Origin of the sequence: Serratia proteamaculans (genome assembly GCF_949794035.1) — a bacterium.
Classification (GTDB): Bacteria; Pseudomonadota; Gammaproteobacteria; order Enterobacterales; family Enterobacteriaceae; genus Serratia; species Serratia proteamaculans.
Genome location: NZ_OX461105.1, coordinates 3,797,544 through 3,819,725, shown reverse-complemented (window position 1 = coordinate 3,819,725; position 22,182 = coordinate 3,797,544). Strand labels below are relative to the sequence as shown.

At 57.1% G+C, this 22,182-nt stretch carries 22 protein-coding genes; 19 read left to right on the top strand and 3 right to left on the bottom strand.

From position 1 onward, the window contains the following. The first annotated feature begins 28 nt into the window (after positions 1 to 28). Genes QOT07_RS17790 through mlaA form a run of 8 tightly spaced genes read left to right on the top strand, consistent with a single transcriptional unit; the run spans position 29 to position 6,479 of the window. Positions 29 to 766, top strand: a complete 738-nt coding sequence (locus QOT07_RS17790) for a heme ABC transporter permease (protein ID WP_012146102.1) — start codon at positions 29 to 31, stop codon at positions 764 to 766. Continuing rightward, positions 763 to 999 (top strand): heme exporter protein CcmD, encoded by a 237-nt coding sequence (ccmD, locus tag QOT07_RS17785; protein WP_012146101.1) that lies wholly within the window; start codon positions 763 to 765, stop codon positions 997 to 999. The genes QOT07_RS17790 and ccmD overlap by 4 nt, the downstream gene beginning before the upstream one ends. Further along, positions 996 to 1,490, top strand: a complete 495-nt coding sequence (gene ccmE / locus QOT07_RS17780) for a cytochrome c maturation protein CcmE (RefSeq protein WP_012146100.1) — start codon at positions 996 to 998, stop codon at positions 1,488 to 1,490. The genes ccmD and ccmE overlap by 4 nt, the downstream gene beginning before the upstream one ends. Next, complete coding sequence (locus QOT07_RS17775; protein WP_283603673.1) at positions 1,487 to 3,457, top strand: heme lyase CcmF/NrfE family subunit; 1,971 nt, start codon at positions 1,487 to 1,489, stop codon at positions 3,455 to 3,457. Before ccmE ends, QOT07_RS17775 begins: the two co-directional genes overlap by 4 nt. Then, positions 3,454 to 4,005, top strand: a complete 552-nt coding sequence (locus tag QOT07_RS17770; RefSeq protein WP_112348792.1) for a DsbE family thiol:disulfide interchange protein — start codon at positions 3,454 to 3,456, stop codon at positions 4,003 to 4,005. The genes QOT07_RS17775 and QOT07_RS17770 overlap by 4 nt, the downstream gene beginning before the upstream one ends. Further along, positions 4,002 to 4,475 carry a cytochrome c-type biogenesis protein gene (locus QOT07_RS17765; RefSeq protein WP_085117898.1) on the top strand — a complete coding sequence of 158 codons (474 nt, stop codon included), beginning with the start codon at positions 4,002 to 4,004 and terminating at the stop codon, positions 4,473 to 4,475. The genes QOT07_RS17770 and QOT07_RS17765 overlap by 4 nt, the downstream gene beginning before the upstream one ends. After that, on the top strand, positions 4,475 to 5,686 hold the full coding sequence (ccmI, locus tag QOT07_RS17760) for a c-type cytochrome biogenesis protein CcmI (protein WP_283603671.1): 1,212 nt from the start codon (positions 4,475 to 4,477) through the stop codon (positions 5,684 to 5,686). The genes QOT07_RS17765 and ccmI overlap by 1 nt, the downstream gene beginning before the upstream one ends. Positions 5,687 to 5,720: 34 nt before the next feature. After that, on the top strand, positions 5,721 to 6,479 hold the full coding sequence (gene mlaA, locus QOT07_RS17755; RefSeq protein ID WP_129936593.1) for a phospholipid-binding lipoprotein MlaA: 759 nt from the start codon (positions 5,721 to 5,723) through the stop codon (positions 6,477 to 6,479). 114 nt (positions 6,480 to 6,593) lie between these two features. Here mlaA and fadL read toward each other — a convergent pair whose 3' ends face one another. After that, positions 6,594 to 7,916 (bottom strand): long-chain fatty acid transporter FadL, encoded by a 1,323-nt coding sequence (fadL, locus tag QOT07_RS17750; RefSeq protein ID WP_112348796.1) that lies wholly within the window; start codon positions 7,914 to 7,916, stop codon positions 6,594 to 6,596. Positions 7,917 to 8,323: 407 nt separating this feature from the next. On the opposite strand from fadL, the gene QOT07_RS17745 reads away from it, so the two are divergent. From QOT07_RS17745 to sixA, 4 genes are all read left to right on the top strand, one after another. Next, positions 8,324 to 8,620, top strand: coding sequence for a YfcZ/YiiS family protein (locus QOT07_RS17745; protein WP_099065653.1), 297 nt, complete (start codon positions 8,324 to 8,326; stop codon positions 8,618 to 8,620). 193 nt (positions 8,621 to 8,813) lie between these two features. Beyond that, positions 8,814 to 10,124: an acetyl-CoA C-acyltransferase FadI gene (fadI, locus tag QOT07_RS17740; RefSeq protein ID WP_099065654.1), complete on the top strand. Its 1,311-nt coding sequence runs from the start codon at positions 8,814 to 8,816 to the stop codon at positions 10,122 to 10,124. Continuing rightward, positions 10,124 to 12,289 (top strand): fatty acid oxidation complex subunit alpha FadJ, encoded by a 2,166-nt coding sequence (fadJ, locus tag QOT07_RS17735; RefSeq protein WP_283603669.1) that lies wholly within the window; start codon positions 10,124 to 10,126, stop codon positions 12,287 to 12,289. The genes fadI and fadJ overlap by 1 nt, the downstream gene beginning before the upstream one ends. A 406-nt stretch (positions 12,290 to 12,695) precedes the next feature. Beyond that, a complete protein-coding gene (gene sixA / locus QOT07_RS17730; protein ID WP_099065656.1) occupies positions 12,696 to 13,178 on the top strand; it encodes a phosphohistidine phosphatase SixA in 483 nt (160 codons plus the stop codon). Between the two features lie 64 nt (positions 13,179 to 13,242). Here the strand turns inward: sixA and smrB are convergent, their stop codons facing one another. Then, positions 13,243 to 13,773: an endonuclease SmrB gene (gene smrB / locus QOT07_RS17725; protein WP_099065657.1), complete on the bottom strand. Its 531-nt coding sequence runs from the start codon at positions 13,771 to 13,773 to the stop codon at positions 13,243 to 13,245. A 170-nt stretch (positions 13,774 to 13,943) separates the two neighbouring features. Between smrB and prmB the strand changes: the two genes are divergently transcribed. The 6 genes from prmB to QOT07_RS17695 all read left to right on the top strand — a co-directional run bounded on the left by prmB (position 13,944) and on the right by QOT07_RS17695 (position 18,595). Next, positions 13,944 to 14,876 carry a 50S ribosomal protein L3 N(5)-glutamine methyltransferase gene (gene prmB / locus QOT07_RS17720; RefSeq protein ID WP_037423765.1) on the top strand — a complete coding sequence of 311 codons (933 nt, stop codon included), beginning with the start codon at positions 13,944 to 13,946 and terminating at the stop codon, positions 14,874 to 14,876. A gap of 62 nt (positions 14,877 to 14,938) precedes the next feature. Further along, positions 14,939 to 16,024 carry a chorismate synthase gene (gene aroC / locus QOT07_RS17715; RefSeq protein ID WP_219016708.1) on the top strand — a complete coding sequence of 362 codons (1,086 nt, stop codon included), beginning with the start codon at positions 14,939 to 14,941 and terminating at the stop codon, positions 16,022 to 16,024. 5 nt (positions 16,025 to 16,029) lie between these two features. Beyond that, positions 16,030 to 16,857, top strand: coding sequence for a penicillin-insensitive murein endopeptidase (gene mepA / locus QOT07_RS17710; protein ID WP_099065658.1), 828 nt, complete (start codon positions 16,030 to 16,032; stop codon positions 16,855 to 16,857). Between the two features lie 3 nt (positions 16,858 to 16,860). Continuing rightward, positions 16,861 to 17,661: a sulfite exporter TauE/SafE family protein gene (locus QOT07_RS17705; protein WP_261425381.1), complete on the top strand. Its 801-nt coding sequence runs from the start codon at positions 16,861 to 16,863 to the stop codon at positions 17,659 to 17,661. A gap of 63 nt (positions 17,662 to 17,724) precedes the next feature. After that, complete coding sequence (locus QOT07_RS17700) at positions 17,725 to 18,282, top strand: elongation factor P hydroxylase (protein WP_283603668.1); 558 nt, start codon at positions 17,725 to 17,727, stop codon at positions 18,280 to 18,282. A gap of 31 nt (positions 18,283 to 18,313) precedes the next feature. Then, positions 18,314 to 18,595 carry a YfcL family protein gene (locus QOT07_RS17695; RefSeq protein WP_099065661.1) on the top strand — a complete coding sequence of 94 codons (282 nt, stop codon included), beginning with the start codon at positions 18,314 to 18,316 and terminating at the stop codon, positions 18,593 to 18,595. A gap of 44 nt (positions 18,596 to 18,639) precedes the next feature. Here QOT07_RS17695 and mnmC read toward each other — a convergent pair whose 3' ends face one another. Continuing rightward, a complete protein-coding gene (gene mnmC / locus QOT07_RS17690; RefSeq protein WP_283603667.1) occupies positions 18,640 to 20,661 on the bottom strand; it encodes a bifunctional tRNA (5-methylaminomethyl-2-thiouridine)(34)-methyltransferase MnmC2/FAD-dependent 5-carboxymethylaminomethyl-2-thiouridine(34) oxidoreductase MnmC1 in 2,022 nt (673 codons plus the stop codon). Positions 20,662 to 20,831: 170 nt separating this feature from the next. Here mnmC and fabB point away from each other — a divergent pair, with 170 nt between their 5' ends. After that, complete coding sequence (gene fabB, locus QOT07_RS17685; protein ID WP_012146081.1) at positions 20,832 to 22,046, top strand: beta-ketoacyl-ACP synthase I; 1,215 nt, start codon at positions 20,832 to 20,834, stop codon at positions 22,044 to 22,046. The last annotated feature ends 136 nt before the right edge of the window (positions 22,047 to 22,182 follow it).

Sequence of the window (22,182 nt, the reverse complement as noted above, 5' to 3'; positions counted from 1 at the left end):
TATAAATTTACCGTGAGCAATGACGACAATGTGGAAATGGTTACATCAATTTGCCCAGCCTGAACGGCTGTATCGTGTCTGTGGCCGCTTTATCCCCTGGTTGGGGCTGGCCGGTGCGGCCTGCCTGCTGCTGGGTTGGGTATGGGGTTTTGGCTTTGCCCCCAAGGATTATCAGCAGGGTGACAGCTTCCGCATCATGTATATCCATGTCCCGGCCGCCATGTGGTCGATGGGGATTTACGGTTCGATGGCGGTAGCGGCGTTCATCGGTCTGGTGTGGCAGATGAAAATGTCCGATACGGTGGTGGCTGCCATGGCGCCGGTCGGCGCGGTATTTACTTTTATTGCCCTGGTCACCGGTTCCGCCTGGGGCAAGCCGATGTGGGGCACCTGGTGGGTGTGGGACGCGCGCCTGACCTCTGAACTGGTGTTGCTGTTCCTTTATATCGGCATTATTGCGCTGTACAACGCCTTTGAAGACCGCCGCCTGGCGGGCCGCGCCGCCGGTATTCTGGTACTGGTGGGGGTGGTGAACATCCCAATTATTCATTTCTCGGTCGAATGGTGGAACACGCTGCATCAGGGATCGACCAATATGCAACAGAGTATCGCGCCAAGTATGCGCACCCCGCTGCGCTGGGCGATCCTCGGCTACCTGCTGTTCTTTATTACCCTCACTTTGATGCGCCTGCGCAATTTGATTTTGTCTCAGGAAAGTCAGCGCCCGTGGGTCGCCGGGCTGGTCAATAAGGAGCGCCAACCATGAATGCCGCATTTACTTCCTGGCAGGCGTTTTTCGCTATGGGGGGCTATGCCTTCTACGTCTGGCTGGCGGTAGCCGTCACGCTGCTCTCGTTGTTGGGCCTGGTGGCTCATACTTTCTGGCAGCGTCGGCAATTGCTCGATGAGATCGGCCGCCGTCAGGCGCGCGAGCGACGCATTCGTCAGTCGCAGCAGTCGAAACAAAAATCCGCCAACCCGCGGGAGAAATCATTGTGAATCCACGTCGTAAAAGTCGCCTGTATCTGGCGATCGTAGTGCTGATCGGCGTTGCGCTTACCGCGACCCTGATGCTGTATGCGCTGCGTTCCAACATCGATCTGTTTTATACCCCGAGCGAAATTCTGCAGGGCAAGGGCGAAAATCATGAGAAGCCGGAGGTGGGCCAACGCCTGCGAATCGGCGGCATGGTGATGCCCGGCTCGGTGAAACGCGATCAGAAAACGCTGCAGGTCAGCTTCAAGGTCTATGATGCGCGCGGTGCGATCGACGTCACCTACACCGGCATTCTGCCGGATCTGTTCCGTGAAGGGCAGGGCGTGGTGGCGCAGGGCGTGCTGGGTGAAGGCAACGTGGTGAACGCGCGTGAAGTGCTGGCGAAACACGATGAAAAATACACGCCGCCGGAAGTGGCCGACGCGATGAAAGAAAATCATAAGGGGCCGGCTTCGGCTTACGCTACCCCACAGAATGAGGGCGCCAAATCATGATGCCGGAAACGGGAAGTTTTCTGCTGTGCCTGGCGCTGGCGATATCGCTGCTGCTGAGTATTTACCCGCAGTGGGGCGCTGCGCGTCAGGATCGCCGTATGATGGCGGTGGCGCGTCCACTGACCTACGGCATGTTCGGTGCTATTGCGCTGGCGTTCATTTGCCTGGTGTATGCCTTTGTCACCAATGATTTTACCGTGGCCTATGTGGCCGCCAACTCCAATACGCAACTGCCGGTGTATTACCGCATCGCCGCCACCTGGGGTGCCCATGAGGGATCGCTGCTGTTGTGGGTGCTGCTGCTGAGCTGCTGGTCGCTGGCGGTGGCGTTGTGCAGCCGTTCGATGCCACAGGATGCGGTGGCACGCGTGCTGTCGGTGATGGGCATGATTACCGCAGGCTTCCTGCTGTTCATTATCATGACCTCCAACCCGTTCACCCGCACCTTGCCGAATTTCCCGATCGACGGCAGTGACCTCAACCCTCTGCTGCAGGATATCGGCCTGATTTTCCATCCGCCGTTGCTGTATATGGGGTACGTTGGTTTCTCGGTGGCCTTTGCCTTTGCGATTGCCTCACTGATGGCCGGCCGGCTCGATACCGCCTGGGCACGCTGGTCGCGTCCCTGGACCACTGCGGCCTGGGTGTTCCTCACCATGGGTATCGTGCTGGGCTCTGCCTGGGCTTATTACGAACTGGGCTGGGGCGGTTGGTGGTTCTGGGATCCGGTAGAGAACGCTTCATTTATGCCGTGGCTGGCCGGTACGGCGCTGATGCACTCGCTGGCGGTGACCGAAAAGCGCGGGACTTTCAAGGCCTGGACGGTGCTGCTGGCGATTACCGCCTTCTCGCTGTGTCTGTTGGGGACCTTCCTGGTGCGCTCCGGCGTGCTGGTGTCGGTGCACTCCTTTGCCTCCGATCCGGCGCGCGGTATGTTTATCCTCGCCTATCTGGTGATTGTGATCGGCGGTTCTTTGCTGCTGTACGCCGTCAAGGGTGGGCAGGTGCGCAGCCGGGTGCAGCATGAGACTTTCTCGCGTGAAACCTTCCTGCTGGGTAACAACGTACTGTTGATTGCCGCGATGCTGGTGGTGCTGTTGGGCACGCTGCTGCCGCTGGTGCATAAACAGCTCGGCCTGGGCAGTATTTCTATCGGCGAACCCTTCTTCAATACCATGTTTACCTGGCTGATGGCGCCGATGGCGTTGCTGATGGGCATCGGCCCGTTGGTGCGCTGGCGTCGTGATGAACCAACCAAGCTGTGGCGTCGTCTGAGCGTGGCGCTGGTGATTACGCTGGTGCTGTCGATCCTGCTGCCGTGGCTGTTGCAAGACAGCATCGCCGGCATGACGGTGGTGGGGCTGATCATGGCGGTCTGGGTGATTATCCTGACGCTGATGGAGTTGCACGAGCGTGCCACCCACCGTCACGGTTTCTGGCGTGGTTTGAGCCATCTCTCCCGCAGTCACTGGGGCATGGTACTGGGTCACCTTGGCGTAGCAGTGACGGTGATCGGTATTGCCTTCAGCCAGAACTACAGTGTGGAACGTGATGTGCGCATGAAGGCCGGCGACAGCGTGGATATCCATAACTATCACTTTGTGTTCCGCGATGTGCACGATATTCGCGGGCCGAACTACACCGGCGGTGTCGGTATCATCGACGTTACGCGTAACGGTAAGCCGGAAGCGACGCTGCACGCGGAAAAACGCTACTACAGCGTGGCGCGCAGCATGATGACCGAAGCGGCTATCGACGGCGGCTTCAGCCGTGATCTTTACGCGGCGCTGGGGGAAGAGCTGGACGACGGCTCCTGGGCCGTGCGGTTGTACTATAAACCCTTCGTACGCTGGATCTGGTTCGGTGGCGTGTTTATGGCGATTGGCGGCATCCTGTGTATTCTCGATCCGCGCTATCGGATGAGCAAAAAACTCAAGCGTGCAGGTAAACTGGAGGAGCAGGCATGAACCGTAAGCTGCTGTTTATCCCGTTAATCCTGTTCCTGCTGCTGGTGGCGGCGTTTATGGTGCAACTGACGCGCAATGCCGGTGGTGAGGATCCGACCATGCTGGAGTCGGCGCTGATCGGCAAACCGGTACCGGCCTTCAAGCTGGAGTCGCTCGATCACCCCGGCAAGACTTACGATCAGGCGGTGCTGCGCAATGGCAAGCCGATGTTGCTGAATGTCTGGGCCACCTGGTGCCCAACCTGTCGGGCCGAACATCAATACCTCAATACGCTGGCCGCGCGCGGTATTCGCGTGGTGGGGCTGAACTATAAAGACGATCGCAGCAAGGCGGTGACCTGGCTGAATTCGCTGGGCAACCCTTATGCGCTCAGCCTGTATGACGGCGACGGCATGCTCGGGCTGGATCTGGGCGTGTACGGCGCACCGGAAACCTTCCTGATCGACGGGCAAGGCATTATTCGTTACCGCCACGCCGGGGATATGAACGAACGCGTCTGGCAGCAGGAAGTCTTGCCGCTGTACAAAAAGTACGGGGGTGAGGCATGAGGCTCATTGCTCTGCTGTTTGCCGCGCTGCTGAGCTGGAGCGCCGCTGCGGCTATTGATACCTATCAGTTCAAATCGGTGGAGCAGGAACAACAATACCGTGAACTGACCGAGCAACTGCGCTGCCCGAAATGCCAGAACAACAGCATTGCCGACTCTAACGCCATCATCGCGGCGGACATGCGTACCAAGGTATACGAGCTGATGATGCAGGGGCAGAGCAAGCCGCAGATCATCGATTACATGGTGGCGCGCTACGGCAATTTCGTCACCTATGAGCCGCCGGTGACCCCGGCGACGCTGATCCTGTGGGTTGGCCCGTTGCTGTTTGTGTTGATCGGCGGTGCGGTGGTGATACTGCGTACCCGCCGTCGCCGCAGCAGTGCCGCTAACGCTAACGATGAATTCTCCGAGCAGGAGCAACAGCGTCTGGCGGCGCTGCTGAAAGAGACTGACAGGAAGAAACCCTAATGGCTTTTTGGCTGATTATTATTGTATTGCTGGTTGGCGCTGCGGCGTTGCTGGTGGTGCCGGCGATGCGCCAAAGCGACAAAAGCACTGCCGCTAGCCGCGATACGCTGAACAAAGCATTTTATCAGGACCGTCTGCAAGAGCTGGAGCAGGACGAAGAGCAGGGGGTGGTTGCCGAACGTCCGGAGTTGGTGAAGGAGCTGCAGCAAAACCTGTTGAATGATATTCCCGGTCAGCAGGAAGCGCAGGCGAAACCGATCAACCGTTGGGCGCTGGTACCCGGCGTCGCGTTATTGGTGGTGGTCACCCTGGGTTTTTATCTGAAAACCGGTGGGCTGGCGCAGGTGCTGGACTGGCAGCAGGTGGAAGCTCAAATGCCGGATCTGCGCGCACGGGTTGCCAATGAACGCGCTCAGCCGCTGAGTATGGAAGAGATTGCCCGTCTCGGCCTGGGCCTGCGTACCTCACTCCAACAGGACGATCGTAATATCAACGACTGGATGATGCTGGGCCGGGTAGGTATGGCACTGAATAACGCCACCACCGCGACTCAGGCATTCGCTCATGCTTATCAACTGGATCCGAATAGTCTGGAAGTTCGTCTCGGCTACGCGGAAGTCTTGACGCGATCCAACGATCCAGAGGATAACAAGCAGGCCACGCAGATGCTGCGCAAAATGATCGCCGAAGATCATACCAATCTGCGGGTGCTGAGCTTATTGGCCTTTAACTCCTTCGAACAGGGTGATTTCAAGCAGGCGATCGGTGCCTGGCAGGTGATGTTGAAACTGCTGCCGGCTAACGATCAGCGCGCCGAGGTGTTAAAGCGCAGCATTGAACAAGCAAAATCCCAGGCGGGCGGAGAAACTGTTAAACTTGGTATTAACGTGACGTTATCGCCGCAGGCGAGTAACGCTTTACCGCCGCAGGGGACGCTGGTGATCTCTGTGACCGATGGCACCAACCCGGTGCCGGTGGCGGTAAAACAACTGCCCTTAAGCCGTTTCCCGCTGTCATTCTCCCTGGATGACAGCAACGCCATGATGCCTGAGCGCCTGCTTTCGGCTCAGCATCAGGTCAAGGTACGGGTGCGGATTTCTCAGGATGGTCTGGCCACGCCACAGACGGGTGACTGGTTCGGTGAGAGTGCGCTGCAGAATTTCAGTGGTAAAGAGCAAATTGACGTTCAGATAAACAAACAGGTCCCCTGAATAAAAGACCGAACGTGTTTTCATGGAGAAGAATATGAACTTTCGCCTGACTGGGCTGGCTTTCACAACGGTGTTATTGGTGGGCTGTGCCAGCGCGCCACAAGATGAACCACAAGGGCGATCCGATCCTCTGGAAGGATTTAACCGGACGATGTTCAACTTTAACTATAACGTCCTGGATCCGTACGTACTGCGCCCGGTGGCCGTGGCCTGGCGTGACTATCTGCCGATGCCGGCGCGTAATGGTATCAGCAACTTCACTTCCAACCTGGAAGAACCGGCCAGTATGGTCAACTCCTTCCTGAAGGGCGATCCGTACAAGGGGATGATCCACTTCAACCGTTTCTTCCTCAACACCCTTCTGGGGATGGGCGGCCTGATCGACGTGGCTGGCATGGCTAACCCGAAACTGGCGCGTGAAGAGCCGAACCGTTTCGGTAGCACTCTGGGGCATTATGGTGTCGGTTATGGCCCTTATGTGATGTTGCCGGGCTATGGCAGCTTCACTCTGCGTGAAGAGGGCGGTGACTGGGCAGATACCGTTTATCCGGTGCTGAGCTACCTGACCTTCTGGATGTCGGCGGGCAAATGGGTGGTTGAGGGGATTGAAACCCGCGCCGAACTGTTGGATTCCGACGGCTTGCTGCACAACTCTTCCGATCCGTACCTGATGGTGCGTGAAGCCTACTTCCAGCGCAACGACTTCCTGGCGAACGGCGGCTCGCTGAAGCCGGAAGTTAACCCGAACGCCCAGGCGATCCAGGGCGATCTGGACGAGATCGACTCGCAATAACCTCGGTTAGCGAAGATAAAGAACCTGCCATCCGGCGGGTTTTTTTTTGCCTTGTGAATGTGTCGGCAATAAAAAAGCGCCCCGGGGGGCGCTTTGGCTTCATCGTCGAAAGGATTAGAAGCGGTAGTTGAAGTTGGCACCGTACAGCCAGGCCTTGCCCACCGATTCGAAGGTGTATGGGCCTTCTTTAATGGTGACTTTCTGACCGTGCATGTAGGAGATACCGACGTCAACCGAAGCGTCTTTGTTGAACGCGTAGCTGGTACCGGCGCTCAGCCAGAAACGGTCCTGATCCGGGATAGAGATAGAACGGTTTTGAGCCGGTACCGGGCTGTCATCGAAGGCGATACCGGTACGGAAGGTCCAGTTATCGTCGTAGAAGTAGGTGGTACCCAGCGCGATGCGGTAAGCGTCTTTGAAGCCTTCATGCTTCTCGAACAGCGTCTGGCCGTTGTTGCCGGTAGCTTTCAGCTCCTGGAACTGACTCCAACTGGTGTAAGCCAGGCTGTAGTGAACAGCCCACTGCGGCGCAACCTTGTTGTAGCCTGAGATTTCCCACATTTCCGGCAGGTTCAAATCCAGAGAGCCTGGAATGGTGCTACCGTTGGTGCCCATAGGCAGACCTGCGGCGCCCAGGATTGGATTATAAGCCGATGGCAGGCTGCTCTTATAATCGCCATCAAACTTGATTTTCACTTCGGAGCGGTAAGTTAAGCCATAGCGGTTATTTTCGTCGACTTCATACAGAATACCGGCATTCCAGCCAAAGCCCCATTCATCACCCTTCAGGTGAGATATTTGGGTATCCGCCGGGATCTGTGAAACTGGGCCAGCCAACTGAGGCGGCAATTGACCCGAGCCTGCCAGCAGTTTCGGCAATTCACCCGCATAACGCTCAAGTTTGGCTTTGGCATAAACCGCATCAAAACCGAGGCCGAAGCTGAATTGTTGGTTCAGACGATAAGCACCGCTCAGGTTGAGGTTTACGGTGGTCAGGTCAGTTTTACCGCCGTAAGCGCCTGCGGTATAGCCGTCGTTGAATTCGGTAGCCAGGCCGTAGTTACTGGTGACAGAGGCACCCACGGCAAATTGGTCATTAATCGGCTGCACATAGTGCAGGTTCGGCACCCAGGCGGTAGGGGCGATATTTTTAGAATCCAGGCTGGCACCAGAAGGTGACTTGCCGGTGATGTCCACGTCCGGATCGATAAACACCGCGCCGAAAGACAGCTCTGGGCGAGTGTACATCATCAACAAGGCCGGGTTGCGACTGGCGGAAGCCGCAGTGTCTGCCATGGCGCCTTCGCCAGAATACGAACGTCCCAAACCAGCTGATGAGAACTCATTCAGCTGGAATCCTGCGGCAGACACGTTTGAAGAAATAATTGCCACTGCAGCTGCGAGAGCTGATTTAGTAAATAGGTTTTTCTGGCTCATGACCAAAACCTCATTTTATGTGTTTATTATTTAAACATGTTACATAAAGTAACAAGGAAGCGCGCGATTGTAGGGTCCGATCCCATTCAGACAAATCAGACCAGTGGCTGAATTATAGGTCCGACCTGTGAGAATGTTGCAACATTGTTTTTGAAATATTTCCAAATTGATATCAAAAGAGAGATCTGGCTAACAAAAAACCAGCGATAGATAACAAAATTCTTACCATTCCTTAGCAGACGACGATTTTCATTTGTGATTTCCATCACTTAAAACACCTATAAAAAGTAAGTGCTAGTGATCGGTTTCGTCGCAGAGTAAAATGAGCGCAGAATCTTGTGTCTTTGCGCCAGTAGTTAAATGGCAATTCAGATCCGCGTCATGGCGATCCCTGAGGAGAATTAATCATGTCAAATGCACTTAATAAATGTAGCGCCCAGGAAACTGCCGCTTGTTGCTGTGTTGATGTCGGTACCGTCATGGACAATACCGATTGCACCGCCTCCTACAGCCAGGTGTTTGCTAATCAGCAAGATGCAGAGAAAATGCTGGCGGTGTTGACTGAAAAAGCCCGTAGTGTGGAATCCGACCCTTGCGACATCAGCAGTAGCATTAAACCGGTTGACGGTGGTGTGGAACTGGTGGCTGATTTCACCTTTGCCTGCCAGGCAGAAACCTTTATTTTCCAGCTCGGCCTGCGTTAATTGCTGCTTTAAAACGGTGCGGGGTTCACCCGCGCCGCTGACTACCCCGATTATCCCCGCTTAGAAAGTTGCTCCTGCTCTCAGTTTTCACTTCTGCCGGTTTGCCAAATATAAACATTTGGTTAACAATGACCCCATCAGGTCAGACCTCTTTTTAGCCGTTGCGCTGACGTTATTCTCTTCAGGAGCGTTTATGAGTAAGGCACTGCCGTTGGTGACCCGTCACGGTGACCGTATTGCGATTGTAAATGGACTGCGCACCCCCTTTGCCAAACAGGCGACCGCTTATCACGGTATTCCGGCGGTGGATTTGGGTAAAACGGCGGTGAGTGAATTGTTGGCCCGCAGCGGTATCGATCCTGCATTGATTGAACAATTGGTGTTCGGCCAGGTGGTGCAAATGCCTGAAGCACCGAATATCGCGCGTGAAATCGTGCTCGGCACCGGCATGAGTGTGCATACCGATGCCTACAGCGTGTCGCGTGCCTGTGCGACCAGCTTCCAGGCGATTGCCAACGTGGCGGAAAGCATCATGGCCGGCAGCATCAGTATCGGCATTGCCGGTGGCGCTGACTCTTCCTCCGTACTGCCTATTGGCGTCAGCAAGGCGCTGGCGCGTACATTGGTGGACGTCAACAAGGCCCGCACCCTGTCGCAGCGCCTCAAGCTGTTCAGCCGACTGAAGTTCCGTGACCTGATGCCGGTCCCCCCGGCGGTGGCGGAATACTCTACCGGCCTGCGTATGGGTGATACTGCCGAGCAAATGGCGAAAAGCCACGGCATCACCCGGGAAGAGCAGGATGCGCTGGCGCACCGTTCTCATCAGTTGGCGGCCAAAGCCTGGGAACAGGGGCTGTTGCACGATGAGGTGATGACCGCCTACGTGCCGCCATACCGCACGCAAATCACCGAAGACAATAACGTCCGCAAAGACTCCAGCCTGGCTTCTTACGCGAAGCTGAAACCGGCATTTGACCGTAAGCATGGCAGCGTTACTGCCGCCAACAGCACGCCGTTGACCGACGGTGCGGCAGCGGTACTGATGATGAGTGAATCGCGAGCGAAAGAATTGGGCCTGCAGCCGCTGGGCTACCTGCGCAGCTTTGCCTTCTCCGCTATCGACGTGTGGGAAGACATGCTGCTCGGGCCGTCTTACGCCACGCCGCTGGCCTTGGATCGCGCCGGCATCGGTCTGGCCGACCTGACACTGATCGACATGCACGAAGCCTTTGCCGCACAAACCCTGGCCAACCTGAAGATGTTTGCCAGCGACGAGTTCGCTCAGCAAAAATTGGGTCGCAGCCGGGCCATTGGCGTGGTAGACATGGATAAATTCAACGTATTGGGCGGCTCGATTGCCTACGGCCACCCGTTTGCCGCTACCGGTGCGCGTATGATCACCCAAACGCTGCACGAGCTGAAACGCCGTGGCGGCGGACTGGGGTTGACCACCGCCTGCGCCGCCGGGGGGTTAGGGGCCGCAATGATCGTAGAGGTGGAATAATGAGTTTTGAAAATGCATTGCACGAACAGCGAGCCAAACCCTCAGCCTTTCAACTGACGATACGTCCGGACAACATTGGTGTGATCACCATTGATGTTCCGGGTGACAAGGTGAATACGCTGAAGGCCGAGTTTGTCGAGCAGGTTAACGACGTACTGATCCGCGCACAGCAGCACCCGGCACTGGAAGGGCTGGTGATCATTTCCGGTAAGCCGGACTCATTTATTGCCGGTGCGGACATCACCATGATTGCCGCCTGTAGCACCGCCAAAGAAGCCGAGGTGCTGGCGAAAAAAGGGCAGAGCACCCTGGCTCAGATTGCCGCGTTCCAGGTTCCGGTGGTGGCGGCTATTCACGGTGCCTGTCTTGGCGGTGGGCTGGAGTTGGCTTTGGCCTGCCACGGTCGCGTCTGTTCACTGGATGATAAAACCGCCCTCGGCCTGCCGGAAGTTCAGTTGGGTTTGCTGCCGGGTTCCGGCGGCACCCAGCGTTTGCCAAGGTTGATTGGTGCCAGCAAGGCGCTGGACATGATCCTGACTGGCAAACATATTCGGGCGCGTCAGGCACTGCGCATGGGTCTGGTGGACGATGCGGTGCCTCAGTCGATTTTGTTGCAGGCTGCTATCGAGCGAGTCAAACAGGGCTGGCAGAGCCGACGTGAACTGCCATGGCAGGAGCGTCTGCTCAACGGCCCATTGGGGAAAAGCCTGCTGTTCAGCATTGTGCGCAAGAAAACGCGGGAAAAAACCCACGGTAACTACCCAGCAGCAGAACGCATCATTCAGGTGGTGCGCACCGGCCTGGATCACGGCAGTGCCAGCGGTTATGAAGCCGAGGCTCGCGCCTTTGGCGAACTGGCCATGACGCCGCAGTCGGCGGCGTTACGCAGCCTGTTCTTCGCCTCCACCACGCTGAAGAAAGAGCGCGGTGGCAATGCTCAACCCCATGAGTTGCACCGCATCGGTATTTTGGGTGGCGGCCTGATGGGCGGGGGTATCGCGTGCGTCACCGCCACGCGCGGCGGCCTGCCGGTACGAATTAAAGACGTTAACGAAACGGGCATTAACCACGCGTTGAAATACAGCTGGGATGTGCTCAGCAAGCGGGTTCGCAGCAAACGCATGCGCCCGATGGAGCGGCAAAAGCAGATGATGCTGATCTCCGGCTCGACCGATTACACCGGCTTTGAACAGGTGGATGTGGTGATTGAGGCGGTGTTTGAAGACTTGTCCCTGAAACAGCAGATGGTGGCAGAGATCGAACAGCACGCTGCGCCGCACACCATTTTTGCCTCCAATACCTCATCGCTGCCAATTGGCCAGATCGCCGCCAGGGCGCAGCGGCCGGAGCAGGTGATCGGCCTGCATTATTTCAGCCCGGTAGATAAAATGCCGTTGGTTGAGGTGATCCCGCATGCCACGACCAGTGAAGCAACCATAGCCACCACCGTGGCGTTGGCGCACAAGCAGGGCAAGACGGCGATTGTGGTGGCCGATCGCGCCGGTTTTTACGTGAACCGCATTTTGGCTCCTTATATAAATGAAGCGGCGCGCTGCCTGTTGGAAGGCGAGCCTATCGAAGCGCTGGACAAGGCGCTGGTCGATTTCGGTTTCCCGGTGGGGCCGATAACCCTGCTCGATGAAGTGGGCATTGACGTCGGTACCAAGATTATTCCGGTGCTGGTGGAACAGTTGGGGCCGCGCTTTGCCGCCCCGGCGGCTTTCGAGGCGGTGCTGAAAGACGGGCGAAAAGGGCGCAAAAACGGCCGTGGCTTCTATCTGTATCCGAGCGAAGGCCAGCAGCGCCAGCGGAACAAACGTGCCGATACCTCGCTGTATATTCTGTTGGGTATTACACCGAAGTCGCATTTGCAGCCGGCGGTTATCGCACAGCGTTGCGTGATGATGATGCTGAACGAAGCGGCGCGCTGTCTGGACGAAGGTGTGATCCGCAGTGCACGCGACGGTGACATCGGCGCGGTGTTCGGCATTGGCTTCCCACCCTTCCTTGGCGGGCCATTCCGCTATATGGATCAGCTGGGTGCCGATAAGGTGGTTAAAACGCTGGAGCACCTGCAGCGACAGCACGGGGAATATTTTGCGCCCTGTGAACGCTTGCAGCGCATGGCTCAGCAGGGTGAGCGCTTCTACCCGCAGGGGGCATGAGCGGCACGGTGACGTGATTTGTACTAGAGTAGGATCAAGGGTGCATTGTGATCGTTATCACTCCTTGCAACACCGGTAATCCCGGACCCTATACAGGGAGATAGGGACGAGGTAACGTAACCCGATGGCGGTGAAACCTTGGCCGCCATCAATAAAATTCATGATGAAAAGGTTAAAATTTAACCTGTTGAATTGGTTGTTAAGTGAGCGTCTAATGGGTATCAAGACGTCATTGATGTAAAAAACAGCGTTTTCTTTACGTGAACTTTCAGGCAAAATGCCCGGCCGCCATAAAGAGACGGCGCGTTATCGTTTCAAAGCTTTTGCTTTGGGGTTGTAAAACTCGGCGATACAGCACGCTCGGCGTTTCTGTATAGCGTTATTTTGTCAACAACAGCGGTGCAATATGCAAGTTTTGATTATGCGTCACGGAGAGGCGGCACTTGATGCGGCCAGCGATTCGGTAAGACCTCTTACTGTTTGTGGCCGTGATGAGTCACGTCAGATGGCGGCCTGGTTAAACACCAAGTCTGTGGATATTGAACGAGTGCTGGTCAGCCCTTACCTGCGGGCCGAGCAGACGCTGGCCACGGTGCGCGAAGCCTTAAGCTTGCCGGCAAGCGAAGAAGTGCTGCCTGAGCTGACGCCGGGCGGGGATGCCAGCCTGGTAGGCAGTTATCTGCAGGTGCTGGCGCAGCAGGGGATTACCTCGGTGCTGATCGTCTCCCACTTACCGCTGGTGGGTTACCTGGTGGCAGAACTTTGCCCGGGTGAATGCCCGCCGATGTTTGCCACCTCGGCGATCGCCAATGTCGATCTGGCGGCTGACGGCAGCTGCGGTAAATTTGAATGGCAGGTCAGTCCGTCACAGGTGATGGCTAAAGTGTAGGGGCCGCAGGCCGGTCCCAAACAAAAGGGCGATGTTTAACATCGCCCTTTGTCATTTCTGCAGTTTACTCGGCCAGTTCGACCAGCAGCAGGATCGCCGCCGTGCCGCCCCATTCTTTGGGCGCCTGATGGAATACCAGTACGTCGGGGTGCTGTGCCAACCACAGTGGGGTTTGTTGTTTAAGGATGTGCTTGCCGTGGCCGTGCATCACACAGGCGCAGTGCACATGTTCGCGTCGACAAGCGGCGATCAATGCGCCCAACTCCTGCTTGGCCTGCATTTGGGTCAGGCCGTGCAAATCGAGAAACAGTTCTGGCGAATAGTCGCCGCGACGCAATTTTTTCAGCTCAAAGGCGCTGTAACCGGGGCGCACATAGCGCGTCGGCCCTTCCTCTTCCAACTGCGGTTGGTATTCATCCGAGAAATAATAACTGGCGTCTACCTGCTCCTGCAGCAGGCGCTGCGGAGCAATTTGTTTGGTTTTTGGCTTGGGTTTACGGTGGACAATGGTGTCCTGACGCAGCTTTTTTGCGTCTACTACCGACTCTCTGAAGAGCTGCAATTCATCTTTGCTCAGAGGGTGCTTGTTCTTCATTTTTTATTCACCGGAAATCATTTATCGCGGTAGTTTACCGTGTCGCGGGTATCTGTCGACGCAAAATTCGCGCCAAAATGAAAAGCGCAAGGGGTTAGCGTGATTTGTCGCGGGCTTCATGGCAAACTATGCGGCTAAATCATGAATCACAGTGCCTGCCGGAGGGCAAATTGGACAAAATTTTCGTCGAGGAAGCAGTGAATGAACTGCACACCATTCAAGATATGCTGCGTTGGACAGTAAGCCGTTTTAACGCCGCCGATATCTACTATGGTCACGGAACCGATAATCCGTGGGACGAAGCGGTGCAATTGGTGCTGCCAAGCCTGTTCCTGCCGCTGGATATTCCAGAGGACATGCACACTGCACGTTTGACCTCCAGCGAGCGCCACCGCATCGTTGAACGCGTGATCCGCCGCGTCAACGAGCGTATTCCGGTAGCCTACCTGACCAACAAAGCCTGGTTCTGTGACCTGGAGTTTTATGTCGATGAGCGCGTGCTGGTTCCGCGTTCTCCGATTGGCGAACTGATCAACGATCGCTTTAGCGCGCTGATCCCTCATCCGCCGAGCCATATTCTCGACATGTGTACCGGCAGCGGCTGTATCGCCATTGCCTGCGGCTACGCTTTCCCGGAAGCAGAAGTAGACGCGGTAGACATCTCCGCCGACGTGCTGGCGGTGACCGAGCGCAATATTCAGGCGCTGGGTGTTGAACAGCAGGTGACCCCGATCCGTTCCGATCTGTTCCGCGACGTTCCCGCGATCCAGTACGATCTGATCGTCACCAACCCACCGTATGTCGATGCGGAAGACATGTCCGATCTGCCGCAGGAATTCCGCTTTGAACCTGAGCTGGGCCTGGCGGCGGGCAGCGACGGCCTGAAGCTGGTGCGTCGCATTCTGGCCTGTGCGCCGGATTACCTGAGCGACGACGGCGTGCTGATTTGTGAAGTGGGTAACAGCATGGTACATCTGATGGAACAGTATCCGGATATTCCGTTCAACTGGCTGGAGTTTGAAAACGGCGGTGACGGGGTGTTCATGCTGACCAAACAGCAACTGGTAGATTGCAAGGATCATTTCAGCCTCTACCGCAGCTAAGCATTCTTCGGGCCTGCTGTGGCGGGCCCAACAAAGATAATAATCAAGGGTAAGGATCCGCGATGGCAGGAAACAGTATTGGGCAGATTTTCCGCGTCACCACTTTTGGTGAATCTCACGGTGTGGCGCTGGGATGTATCGTAGACGGCGTGCCACCGGGCATTCCGCTTACCGAAGCTGATTTGCAGCACGATCTGGACCGCCGCCGTCCGGGCACCTCGCGTTACACCACTCAACGCCGCGAGCCGGATCAGGTGCGTATTCTTTCCGGCGTGTTTGAAGGCGTGACCACCGGCACCAGCATTGGGCTGATAATAGAAAACACCGACCAGCGCTCGCAGGACTACGGTGCCATCAAAGACGTGTTCCGTCCGGGACATGCCGATTATACCTACGAACAAAAATATGGCGTGCGCGACTACCGTGGCGGTGGCCGTTCTTCGGCGCGTGAAACCGCAATGCGCGTTGCGGCAGGGGCAATCGCCAAGAAATACCTGCAGCAGAAATTTGGCGTACAGGTGCGCGGTTATCTGGCGCAAATCGGTGATGTCGTATGTGAGCTGAAAGACTGGGAGCAGGTCGAACAGAACCCGTTCTTCTGTCCGGATCCAGACAAGCTGGAAGCCTTGGACGAACTGATGCGCGCGCTGAAGAAAGAGGGCGACTCCATTGGTGCCAAGGTCAGCGTAGTGGCAGAAAACGTGCCGGTTGGCCTCGGTGAACCGGTGTTTGACCGCCTCGACGCGGATTTGGCGCATGCGCTGATGAGCATCAATGCGGTTAAAGGCGTGGAAATTGGCGACGGCTTTGCTGTAGTGACCAAGCGCGGCAGCGAAAACCGTGATGAAATCACCCCGGAAGGTTTCCAGAGCAACCACGCTGGCGGTATTCTCGGCGGCATCAGCAGCGGCCAGGCGGTGATTGCGCATCTGGCGCTGAAACCGACTTCCAGCATTATGGTGCCGGGCAGAACCATCAATCGCCAGGGCGAAGCGGTGGAAATGGTCACCCGTGGCCGCCACGACCCTTGCGTAGGCATCCGTGCGGTACCGATCGCCGAAGCGATGATGGCGATTGTGCTGATGGATCACCTGTTGCGCCAACGTGCGCAGAACGGTGATGTGGTTTCTAACGTTCCACGCTGGTAATCACCATGAAAAACTGGATGTTGGGCATCGTTGCCCTGATGGCTTCGGGCTCTGTCATGGCGTTGACGCCGTGGCAGAAAATCGATCACCCGGTGGCCGGTGCGCCGCAGGCGGTGGGCGGTTTTGCCAATGGTTGCGTGATCGGCGCCCAGCCGCTGCCGCTGAACTCGCCGGATTATCAGGTGATGCGTCCCGATCAACGCCGCTACTTCGGTCACCCGGATTTGCTGGCGTTTATTCAGCGTCTGAGCAGCAAGGCGAACCAAAAAAACCTCGGTACGGTGCTGATCGGCGATATGGCGATGCCGGCCGGCGGGCGCTTTAGCAGCGGTCATGCCAGCCACCAGTCCGGGCTTGATGTCGACATCTGGCTACAGTTGCCGCGCCAACGCTGGAGTGCACAACAACTGTTGAAGCCGCAGCCGATCGATTTGGTTTCCAGCGACGGCAAGCAGGTGGTCGCACGCCAGTGGCAGCCGCAGATTGAAACGTTGATCAAAGCGGCGGCGCAGGATCAGGAAGTGACGCGCATCTTCGTCAATCCGGCGATCAAGCAGCGTCTGTGCCTGGATGCCGGTGCCGATCGTGACTGGTTGCACAAGGTACGGCCGTGGTTTGGGCATCGTGCGCACATGCATGTGCGTCTGCGTTGTCCTGCCGGTAGCCTGGAGTGTAAAGAACAGGATACCCCGCCGCCGGGTGACGGCTGTGGTGCCGAACTGGCAAGCTGGTTCGTCCCGCATCAGCCAAGTGCCAAACCGGGTAAACCGGTACCGCCGCCTTTACCGCCAACCTGTCAGACTTTGCTGAATAACCATTTCGCTGCGGAATAATAAATGGATTGGTTCGTCGTTGGCCCCGAGATGCTCGGGGTCTTGTTTGTGGTGGCATTGCTGGCGGGTTTTATCGACTCGATTGCCGGTGGTGGTGGCCTGTTGACCGTGCCGGCGTTGCTGGCGGTGGGCGTTCCCCCGGCGCAGGCGCTGGCGACCAACAAGCTGCAATCGGTGGGCGGTTCCTTCTCCGCCAGCCTGTACTTTATCCGCCGGCGAGCCGTCGATCTCAAGGATCAGAAACTGACGATCCTGTTGGCGCTGATCGGCTCCGTCGCTGGGACCATCCTGGTGCAGCACATGCGTGCCGATCTGCTGCGGCAAATGCTGCCGTTACTGGTGATCGGCATCGGCCTGTACTTTCTGCTGACCCCGCGTCTGGGAGAAAGTGACCGGCAGCGCCGTTTGAGCGCCTTGCCGTTTGGCCTGGTGGCGGGTGGCTGCGTAGGCTTTTACGATGGCTTCTTTGGCCCCGGTGCCGGTTCCTTCTACGCACTGGCCTATGTGACGCTGTGTGGTTTCAATCTGGCCAAGTCTACCGCCCACGCCAAGGTGCTGAACTTCACTTCCAACTTTGGCAGCCTGGTGTTGTTTATCATCGGCGGCAAAGTGGTGTGGAGTATCGGTTTGGTGATGCTGGTAGGGCAGGTGCTGGGGGCCCGTCTCGGGGCGCATATGGTGATGACCCGCGGGCAAAAGCTGATCCGTCCGATGATCGTCATCGTTTCGCTGGTGATGAGCTGCAAGCTGATATACGACAATCACGGTACGGAAATTCAGCAGTGGCTGGCATTGCATATTTAGCATGCCAAGAGAGCGGTAAAGTGAAATAATTGCCGCTTTATTTTTGTGGTTATTGGATTTTTTATGTCAGACACACAGGCTACCCATCAATACGAACAGCTGATTGATATCTTTAATCAATGCTTCAGTGATGATTACAACACCCGACTGGTCAAGGGCGACGATGAGCCCATCTATCTGCCGGCCGACGACGAGTTGCCATACCACCGCATCGTCTTTGCTCATGGCTATTACGCCAGCGGCATGCATGAAATCTCTCACTGGTGCATTGCCGGTGAGCAGCGCCGCAAACTGGTCGACTTCGGTTACTGGTACTGCCCGGACGGGCGCGACGCGCAGACCCAAAGCGAATTCGAAGCGGTAGAAATCAAGCCGCAGTCGCTGGAGTGGATGTTCTGCGTGGCGGCCGGTTTTCCGTTCAACGTCAGTTGCGACAACCTGAACGGTGATTGCGAGCCGGATCGCATTGCCTTCCAGCGTAAAGTCCGCGAACGGGTACTGTTGCTGCTGGAACAGGGAATACCCACAAGACCTGCGCGCTTTATTCAGGCGTTACAATCGTTTTACAATACGCCATCGCTGACGGCCGAGCTTTTCCCCTATCCGGAAGATCTCAATTGACCGTCAGTTTGTTATTTAATGAGGAAATTTGATGATCGCAGAATTCGAAGCGCGCATTTTGGCGCTGATTGATGACATGGTAGAGCACGCCAGCGATGATGAACTGTTTGCCGGTGGCTACCTGCGCGGTCATCTGACGCTGGCGGTTGCCGAAGTGGAAGAACAGGGCGATCACACCGCTGAAGCCTTGAAGGCACAGGTGGAAAATAGCCTGCATAAAGCCATCGCCGCCGGTGAACTGTCGCCACCGGACCAGGTTCTGGTATATGGCATGTGGGAAACCCTGTACCAAACCGCGTTGCCGACCGCCTGATCCGCTTTACAGGGCGCTGGCAACAGCGTCCTGTAAAATGGCGATTAAACCTCACGCCCCTTCAGTAATTTTCTTACCCACATCCGGTTCGGATTCAACGCCGCCATCATCTGAGCGTCACCCGGCAAGGGCTCGCCAAACAGCTGCGCCGCTAAAATTTCCGCCGCCAGCGGTGCCGAACACAACCCACGTGAACCTAACGCACCAATCACAAACAGATTGGGATAGCTCGGCGCATTGGCAATAGCCTCACCGCGCTGATATTGGCGTTGCAGATCCTGATACTGGGCCAGCGTCGCCTGGAAGTCCGGGACTGCGCCAATCATCGGCAGATGATCGCGGGTAGCGCTACGCACGCCGCAGCGGGCGTGGTGACCGCTGACGTCCACCTGCAGCGGCCAGCTTTGGTCCGGCAGGCAGCGCAGCAGGCGGGCACGGTTGGCCTGCTGTTCTTCTTCGCGGTATTCGGTGGCAGTTTCGCCGCGCTGGTAGCTGGCGCCGATACAGTGCTGCTGGTTATGAGGATTGACCGGCGTCAGATAGCCGTCGTAACACAGCACCTGTTTCAACTCACTCAGCACCGGGGTGGTGGGGATATGGGAGACCTGACCGCGCACCGCATAAACTGGCATCGCTTCGCTTTGCGCCAGTTCGCCAAGCCGATGGCCACTGGCCAGGATCACCGTTGCATGCTGTTGGGGTTCACCCTGACTGAAGCTGAGCTGCCAGCCGCTGTCGGTGGCGGTCAGAGCGCGGACATCAGATTGATACTGACAGCTCAGCCCCTGAGCTTGCGCCAGGGCAATTGCACTGCGCGTCAGCTCGGCCGGGCACAGCCAACCGCCCTGAGGGTAGCTAATGCCGCCAAAACCGCTGTCAATGCCGCACAGGGCGCTGAGCGCGGTGCGATCGGCCGCCATGGCCAGTTCCTGCGGCCATTCAACCGCCAGCATGTTGGCAATCTTCCCGGCGCTCTTCTCATCAAAAGCTAACTGACTGACGCCGCACCACTGGTGATCGAACGCCACGCCCTGTTGTACCAGCGCATCATACTGACGGCGGGCAAACAGGAAGGCGGCGCTGAAGAAGTTTTCCAGTGCATCCCCCCGGCCGTTCAACAACGGGTAGAGCGCGCCCTGACGGTTGCCGGATGCTCCTTCGGCCGGTTGCGGATCGGCACAGTACAGCGTGACCTTCGCACCCCGTCGTAACAGGGCGAGGGCGGTCAAGGCGCTGGCAACACCGCCGCCGATGATGGCGATATCGTCGGTATGCTCCGCCGCCGGGCGCAACAGCCAGGGGGTGGGATGGGCAATCGCGGGCGCATCGGCAGGCAGTTCGCCAATCAGCATTTCACGTTTCTGACCGAAACCTTTGCTCTTGATGACCTCAAACCCGGCCTGCTGAAGCCCGCGACGCACGAAGCCGGCGGCGGTAAAGGTGGCAAGGCTGCCCCCCGGCCGGGCAAAGCGTGCCATGGCGGCGAACAGCTGTTCGGTCCACATATCCGGATTTTTCGACGGGGCGAACCCGTCGAGGAACCAGGCGTCGATTTGGCGGTTCATACTGGTGTCAAAGTGCGGCAGCAGCGTATTCACGTCGCCAAACCACAGGTCGAGCGTAATGCGGCCTTCCGCCAGCAGCAGGCGGTGGCAGCCCGGCAGCGGTAACGGCCATTGGGCCCGTAGCTCATCGGCATAGGGGGCCAGCTCCGGCCAACGCGCATGTGCCGCCGCCAGATCGGCCTGCAGCAGCGGGAATTTTTCAAAGCTGATAAAGTGCAGTCGCTGCAGCGTGGCGTTCGGCGTGGTTGCACGAAAGCCGGTAAAGGCCTGCCACAGGGTTAAAAAATTAAGTCCGGTGCCGAAGCCGGTTTCCGCGACGATAAACAGCGGGCGAGGGTGTTCGGCAAAACGCAGTGGCAGTCGGTTGCCCTTGAGAAACACGTAGCGGGTTTCTTCCAGCCCATCCTGATTAGAAAAGTAGACGTCATCAAACTGTTTCGAAACAGGTGTACCCTGTTCATTCCAGGATAACGCTGCGGTTTGGATCGGGGCGTGGCTCACGGTTGGTTGCTCGTAACTCAAGGGGTGACGGGATTCTAACGGCGCTGGCGCTATGGCGCAAACTGGATAAGAATAAAGCTGAAAAACGCTGATCGGACTTGTTCGGCGTACATCTGTACGCTAAAGTGCGATGCAAAATCCCGAATGTAAAATTGTGGAAGAGGTACTGAATGAAACGTGCAGTGATTACTGGCCTGGGAATCGTCTCCAGCATTGGTAACAACCAGCAGGAGGTCCTGGCGAGCCTGCAGGAAGGACGTTCTGGGATCACTTTCTCCCAGGAGCTTAAAGATTCCGGCATGCGTAGTCACGTATGGGGCGATGTTAAACTGGACACCACCGGTCTGATCGACCGTAAAGTGATGCGCTTTATGAGCGATGCGTCCGTTTATGCCTATCTTTCCATGGAAGAAGCCATCAAAGATTCAGGTCTGGCTGCCGATCAGGTTTCCAACGATCGCACCGGTCTGGTTGTTGGCTCAGGTGGCGGCTCTCCACGCAACCAGGTTGCTGGATCCGACGGCATGCGTGCCAAAGGCCTGCGCGGCGTTGGCCCGTACATGGTGACCAAGGCTATGGCTTCAGGCGTTTCCGCCTGCCTGGCAACCCCGTTCAAAATTCGTGGCGTTAACTATTCCATCAGCTCAGCCTGCGCAACCTCTGCACACTGCATTGGCCACGCGGTTGAACTGATCCAACTGGGCAAGCAGGACGTGGTCTTTGCCGGCGGCGGTGAAGAACTGTGCTGGGAAATGGCCTGTGAGTTCGATGCGATGGGCGCACTGTCCACCAGCTACAACGACACCCCGGAAAAAGCTTCCCGTACTTACGACGCAGCGCGTGACGGTTTCGTCATCGCCGGCGGCGGCGGTATGGTGGTAGTCGAAGAGCTGGAACACGCTCTGGCGCGTGGCGCACACATCTATGCCGAGATCATCGGCTACGGTGCGACCTCTGACGGTGCAGACATGGTTGCACCATCAGGCGAAGGCGCAGTGCGTTGCATGAAGATGGCAATGCAGGGCGTTGATACCCCAATCGACTACATGAACGTGCACGGGACTTCCACGCCGGTTGGCGATGTGAAAGAACTGGGCGCTATCCGTGAAGTGTTTGGCGACAACACCCCGGCAATCTCCTCCACCAAGGCCATGACCGGTCACTCACTGGGCGCCGCCGGCGTGCAGGAAGCGATCTACAGTCTGTTGATGGTTGAGCACGGCTTTATTGCGCCGAGCATCAACATCGAAAACCTGGATGAGAAAGCCGCAGGCATGAACATCGTGACTCAGCCGACTCAACGTGAGCTGACTACCGTGATGTCCAACAGCTTCGGTTTCGGCGGCACCAACGCCACGTTGGTCATGCGTAAACTGCAGAAGTAATTCCGGCCTCAAGGTTGTCGATCAAGCCCGCGTTTTCGCGGGCTTTTTATTGCCTGCAGATCTTGGCGGGGACCGTTCGGAGTTATCCCAAATTACATCTTCTGACGGATCATTAACGCTTCGTTCAGCCTTTTGC

Coding starts and splice junctions, on each gene's coding strand:
- QOT07_RS17790 (WP_012146102.1), top strand. CDS start 29: ATGTGGAAATGGTTACATCAATTTGCCCAGCCTGAACGGCTGTATCGT.
- ccmD (WP_012146101.1), top strand. CDS start 763: ATGAATGCCGCATTTACTTCCTGGCAGGCGTTTTTCGCTATGGGGGGC.
- QOT07_RS17775 (WP_283603673.1), top strand. CDS start 1,487: ATGATGCCGGAAACGGGAAGTTTTCTGCTGTGCCTGGCGCTGGCGATA.
- QOT07_RS17770 (WP_112348792.1), top strand. CDS start 3,454: ATGAACCGTAAGCTGCTGTTTATCCCGTTAATCCTGTTCCTGCTGCTG.
- QOT07_RS17765 (WP_085117898.1), top strand. CDS start 4,002: ATGAGGCTCATTGCTCTGCTGTTTGCCGCGCTGCTGAGCTGGAGCGCC.
- ccmI (WP_283603671.1), top strand. CDS start 4,475: ATGGCTTTTTGGCTGATTATTATTGTATTGCTGGTTGGCGCTGCGGCG.
- mlaA (WP_129936593.1), top strand. CDS start 5,721: ATGAACTTTCGCCTGACTGGGCTGGCTTTCACAACGGTGTTATTGGTG.
- fadL (WP_112348796.1), bottom strand. CDS start 7,916: ATGAGCCAGAAAAACCTATTTACTAAATCAGCTCTCGCAGCTGCAGTG.
- QOT07_RS17745 (WP_099065653.1), top strand. CDS start 8,324: ATGTCAAATGCACTTAATAAATGTAGCGCCCAGGAAACTGCCGCTTGT.
- fadI (WP_099065654.1), top strand. CDS start 8,814: ATGAGTAAGGCACTGCCGTTGGTGACCCGTCACGGTGACCGTATTGCG.
- fadJ (WP_283603669.1), top strand. CDS start 10,124: ATGAGTTTTGAAAATGCATTGCACGAACAGCGAGCCAAACCCTCAGCC.
- sixA (WP_099065656.1), top strand. CDS start 12,696: ATGCAAGTTTTGATTATGCGTCACGGAGAGGCGGCACTTGATGCGGCC.
- smrB (WP_099065657.1), bottom strand. CDS start 13,773: ATGAAGAACAAGCACCCTCTGAGCAAAGATGAATTGCAGCTCTTCAGA.
- aroC (WP_219016708.1), top strand. CDS start 14,939: ATGGCAGGAAACAGTATTGGGCAGATTTTCCGCGTCACCACTTTTGGT.
- mepA (WP_099065658.1), top strand. CDS start 16,030: ATGAAAAACTGGATGTTGGGCATCGTTGCCCTGATGGCTTCGGGCTCT.
- QOT07_RS17705 (WP_261425381.1), top strand. CDS start 16,861: ATGGATTGGTTCGTCGTTGGCCCCGAGATGCTCGGGGTCTTGTTTGTG.
- QOT07_RS17700 (WP_283603668.1), top strand. CDS start 17,725: ATGTCAGACACACAGGCTACCCATCAATACGAACAGCTGATTGATATC.
- QOT07_RS17695 (WP_099065661.1), top strand. CDS start 18,314: ATGATCGCAGAATTCGAAGCGCGCATTTTGGCGCTGATTGATGACATG.
- fabB (WP_012146081.1), top strand. CDS start 20,832: ATGAAACGTGCAGTGATTACTGGCCTGGGAATCGTCTCCAGCATTGGT.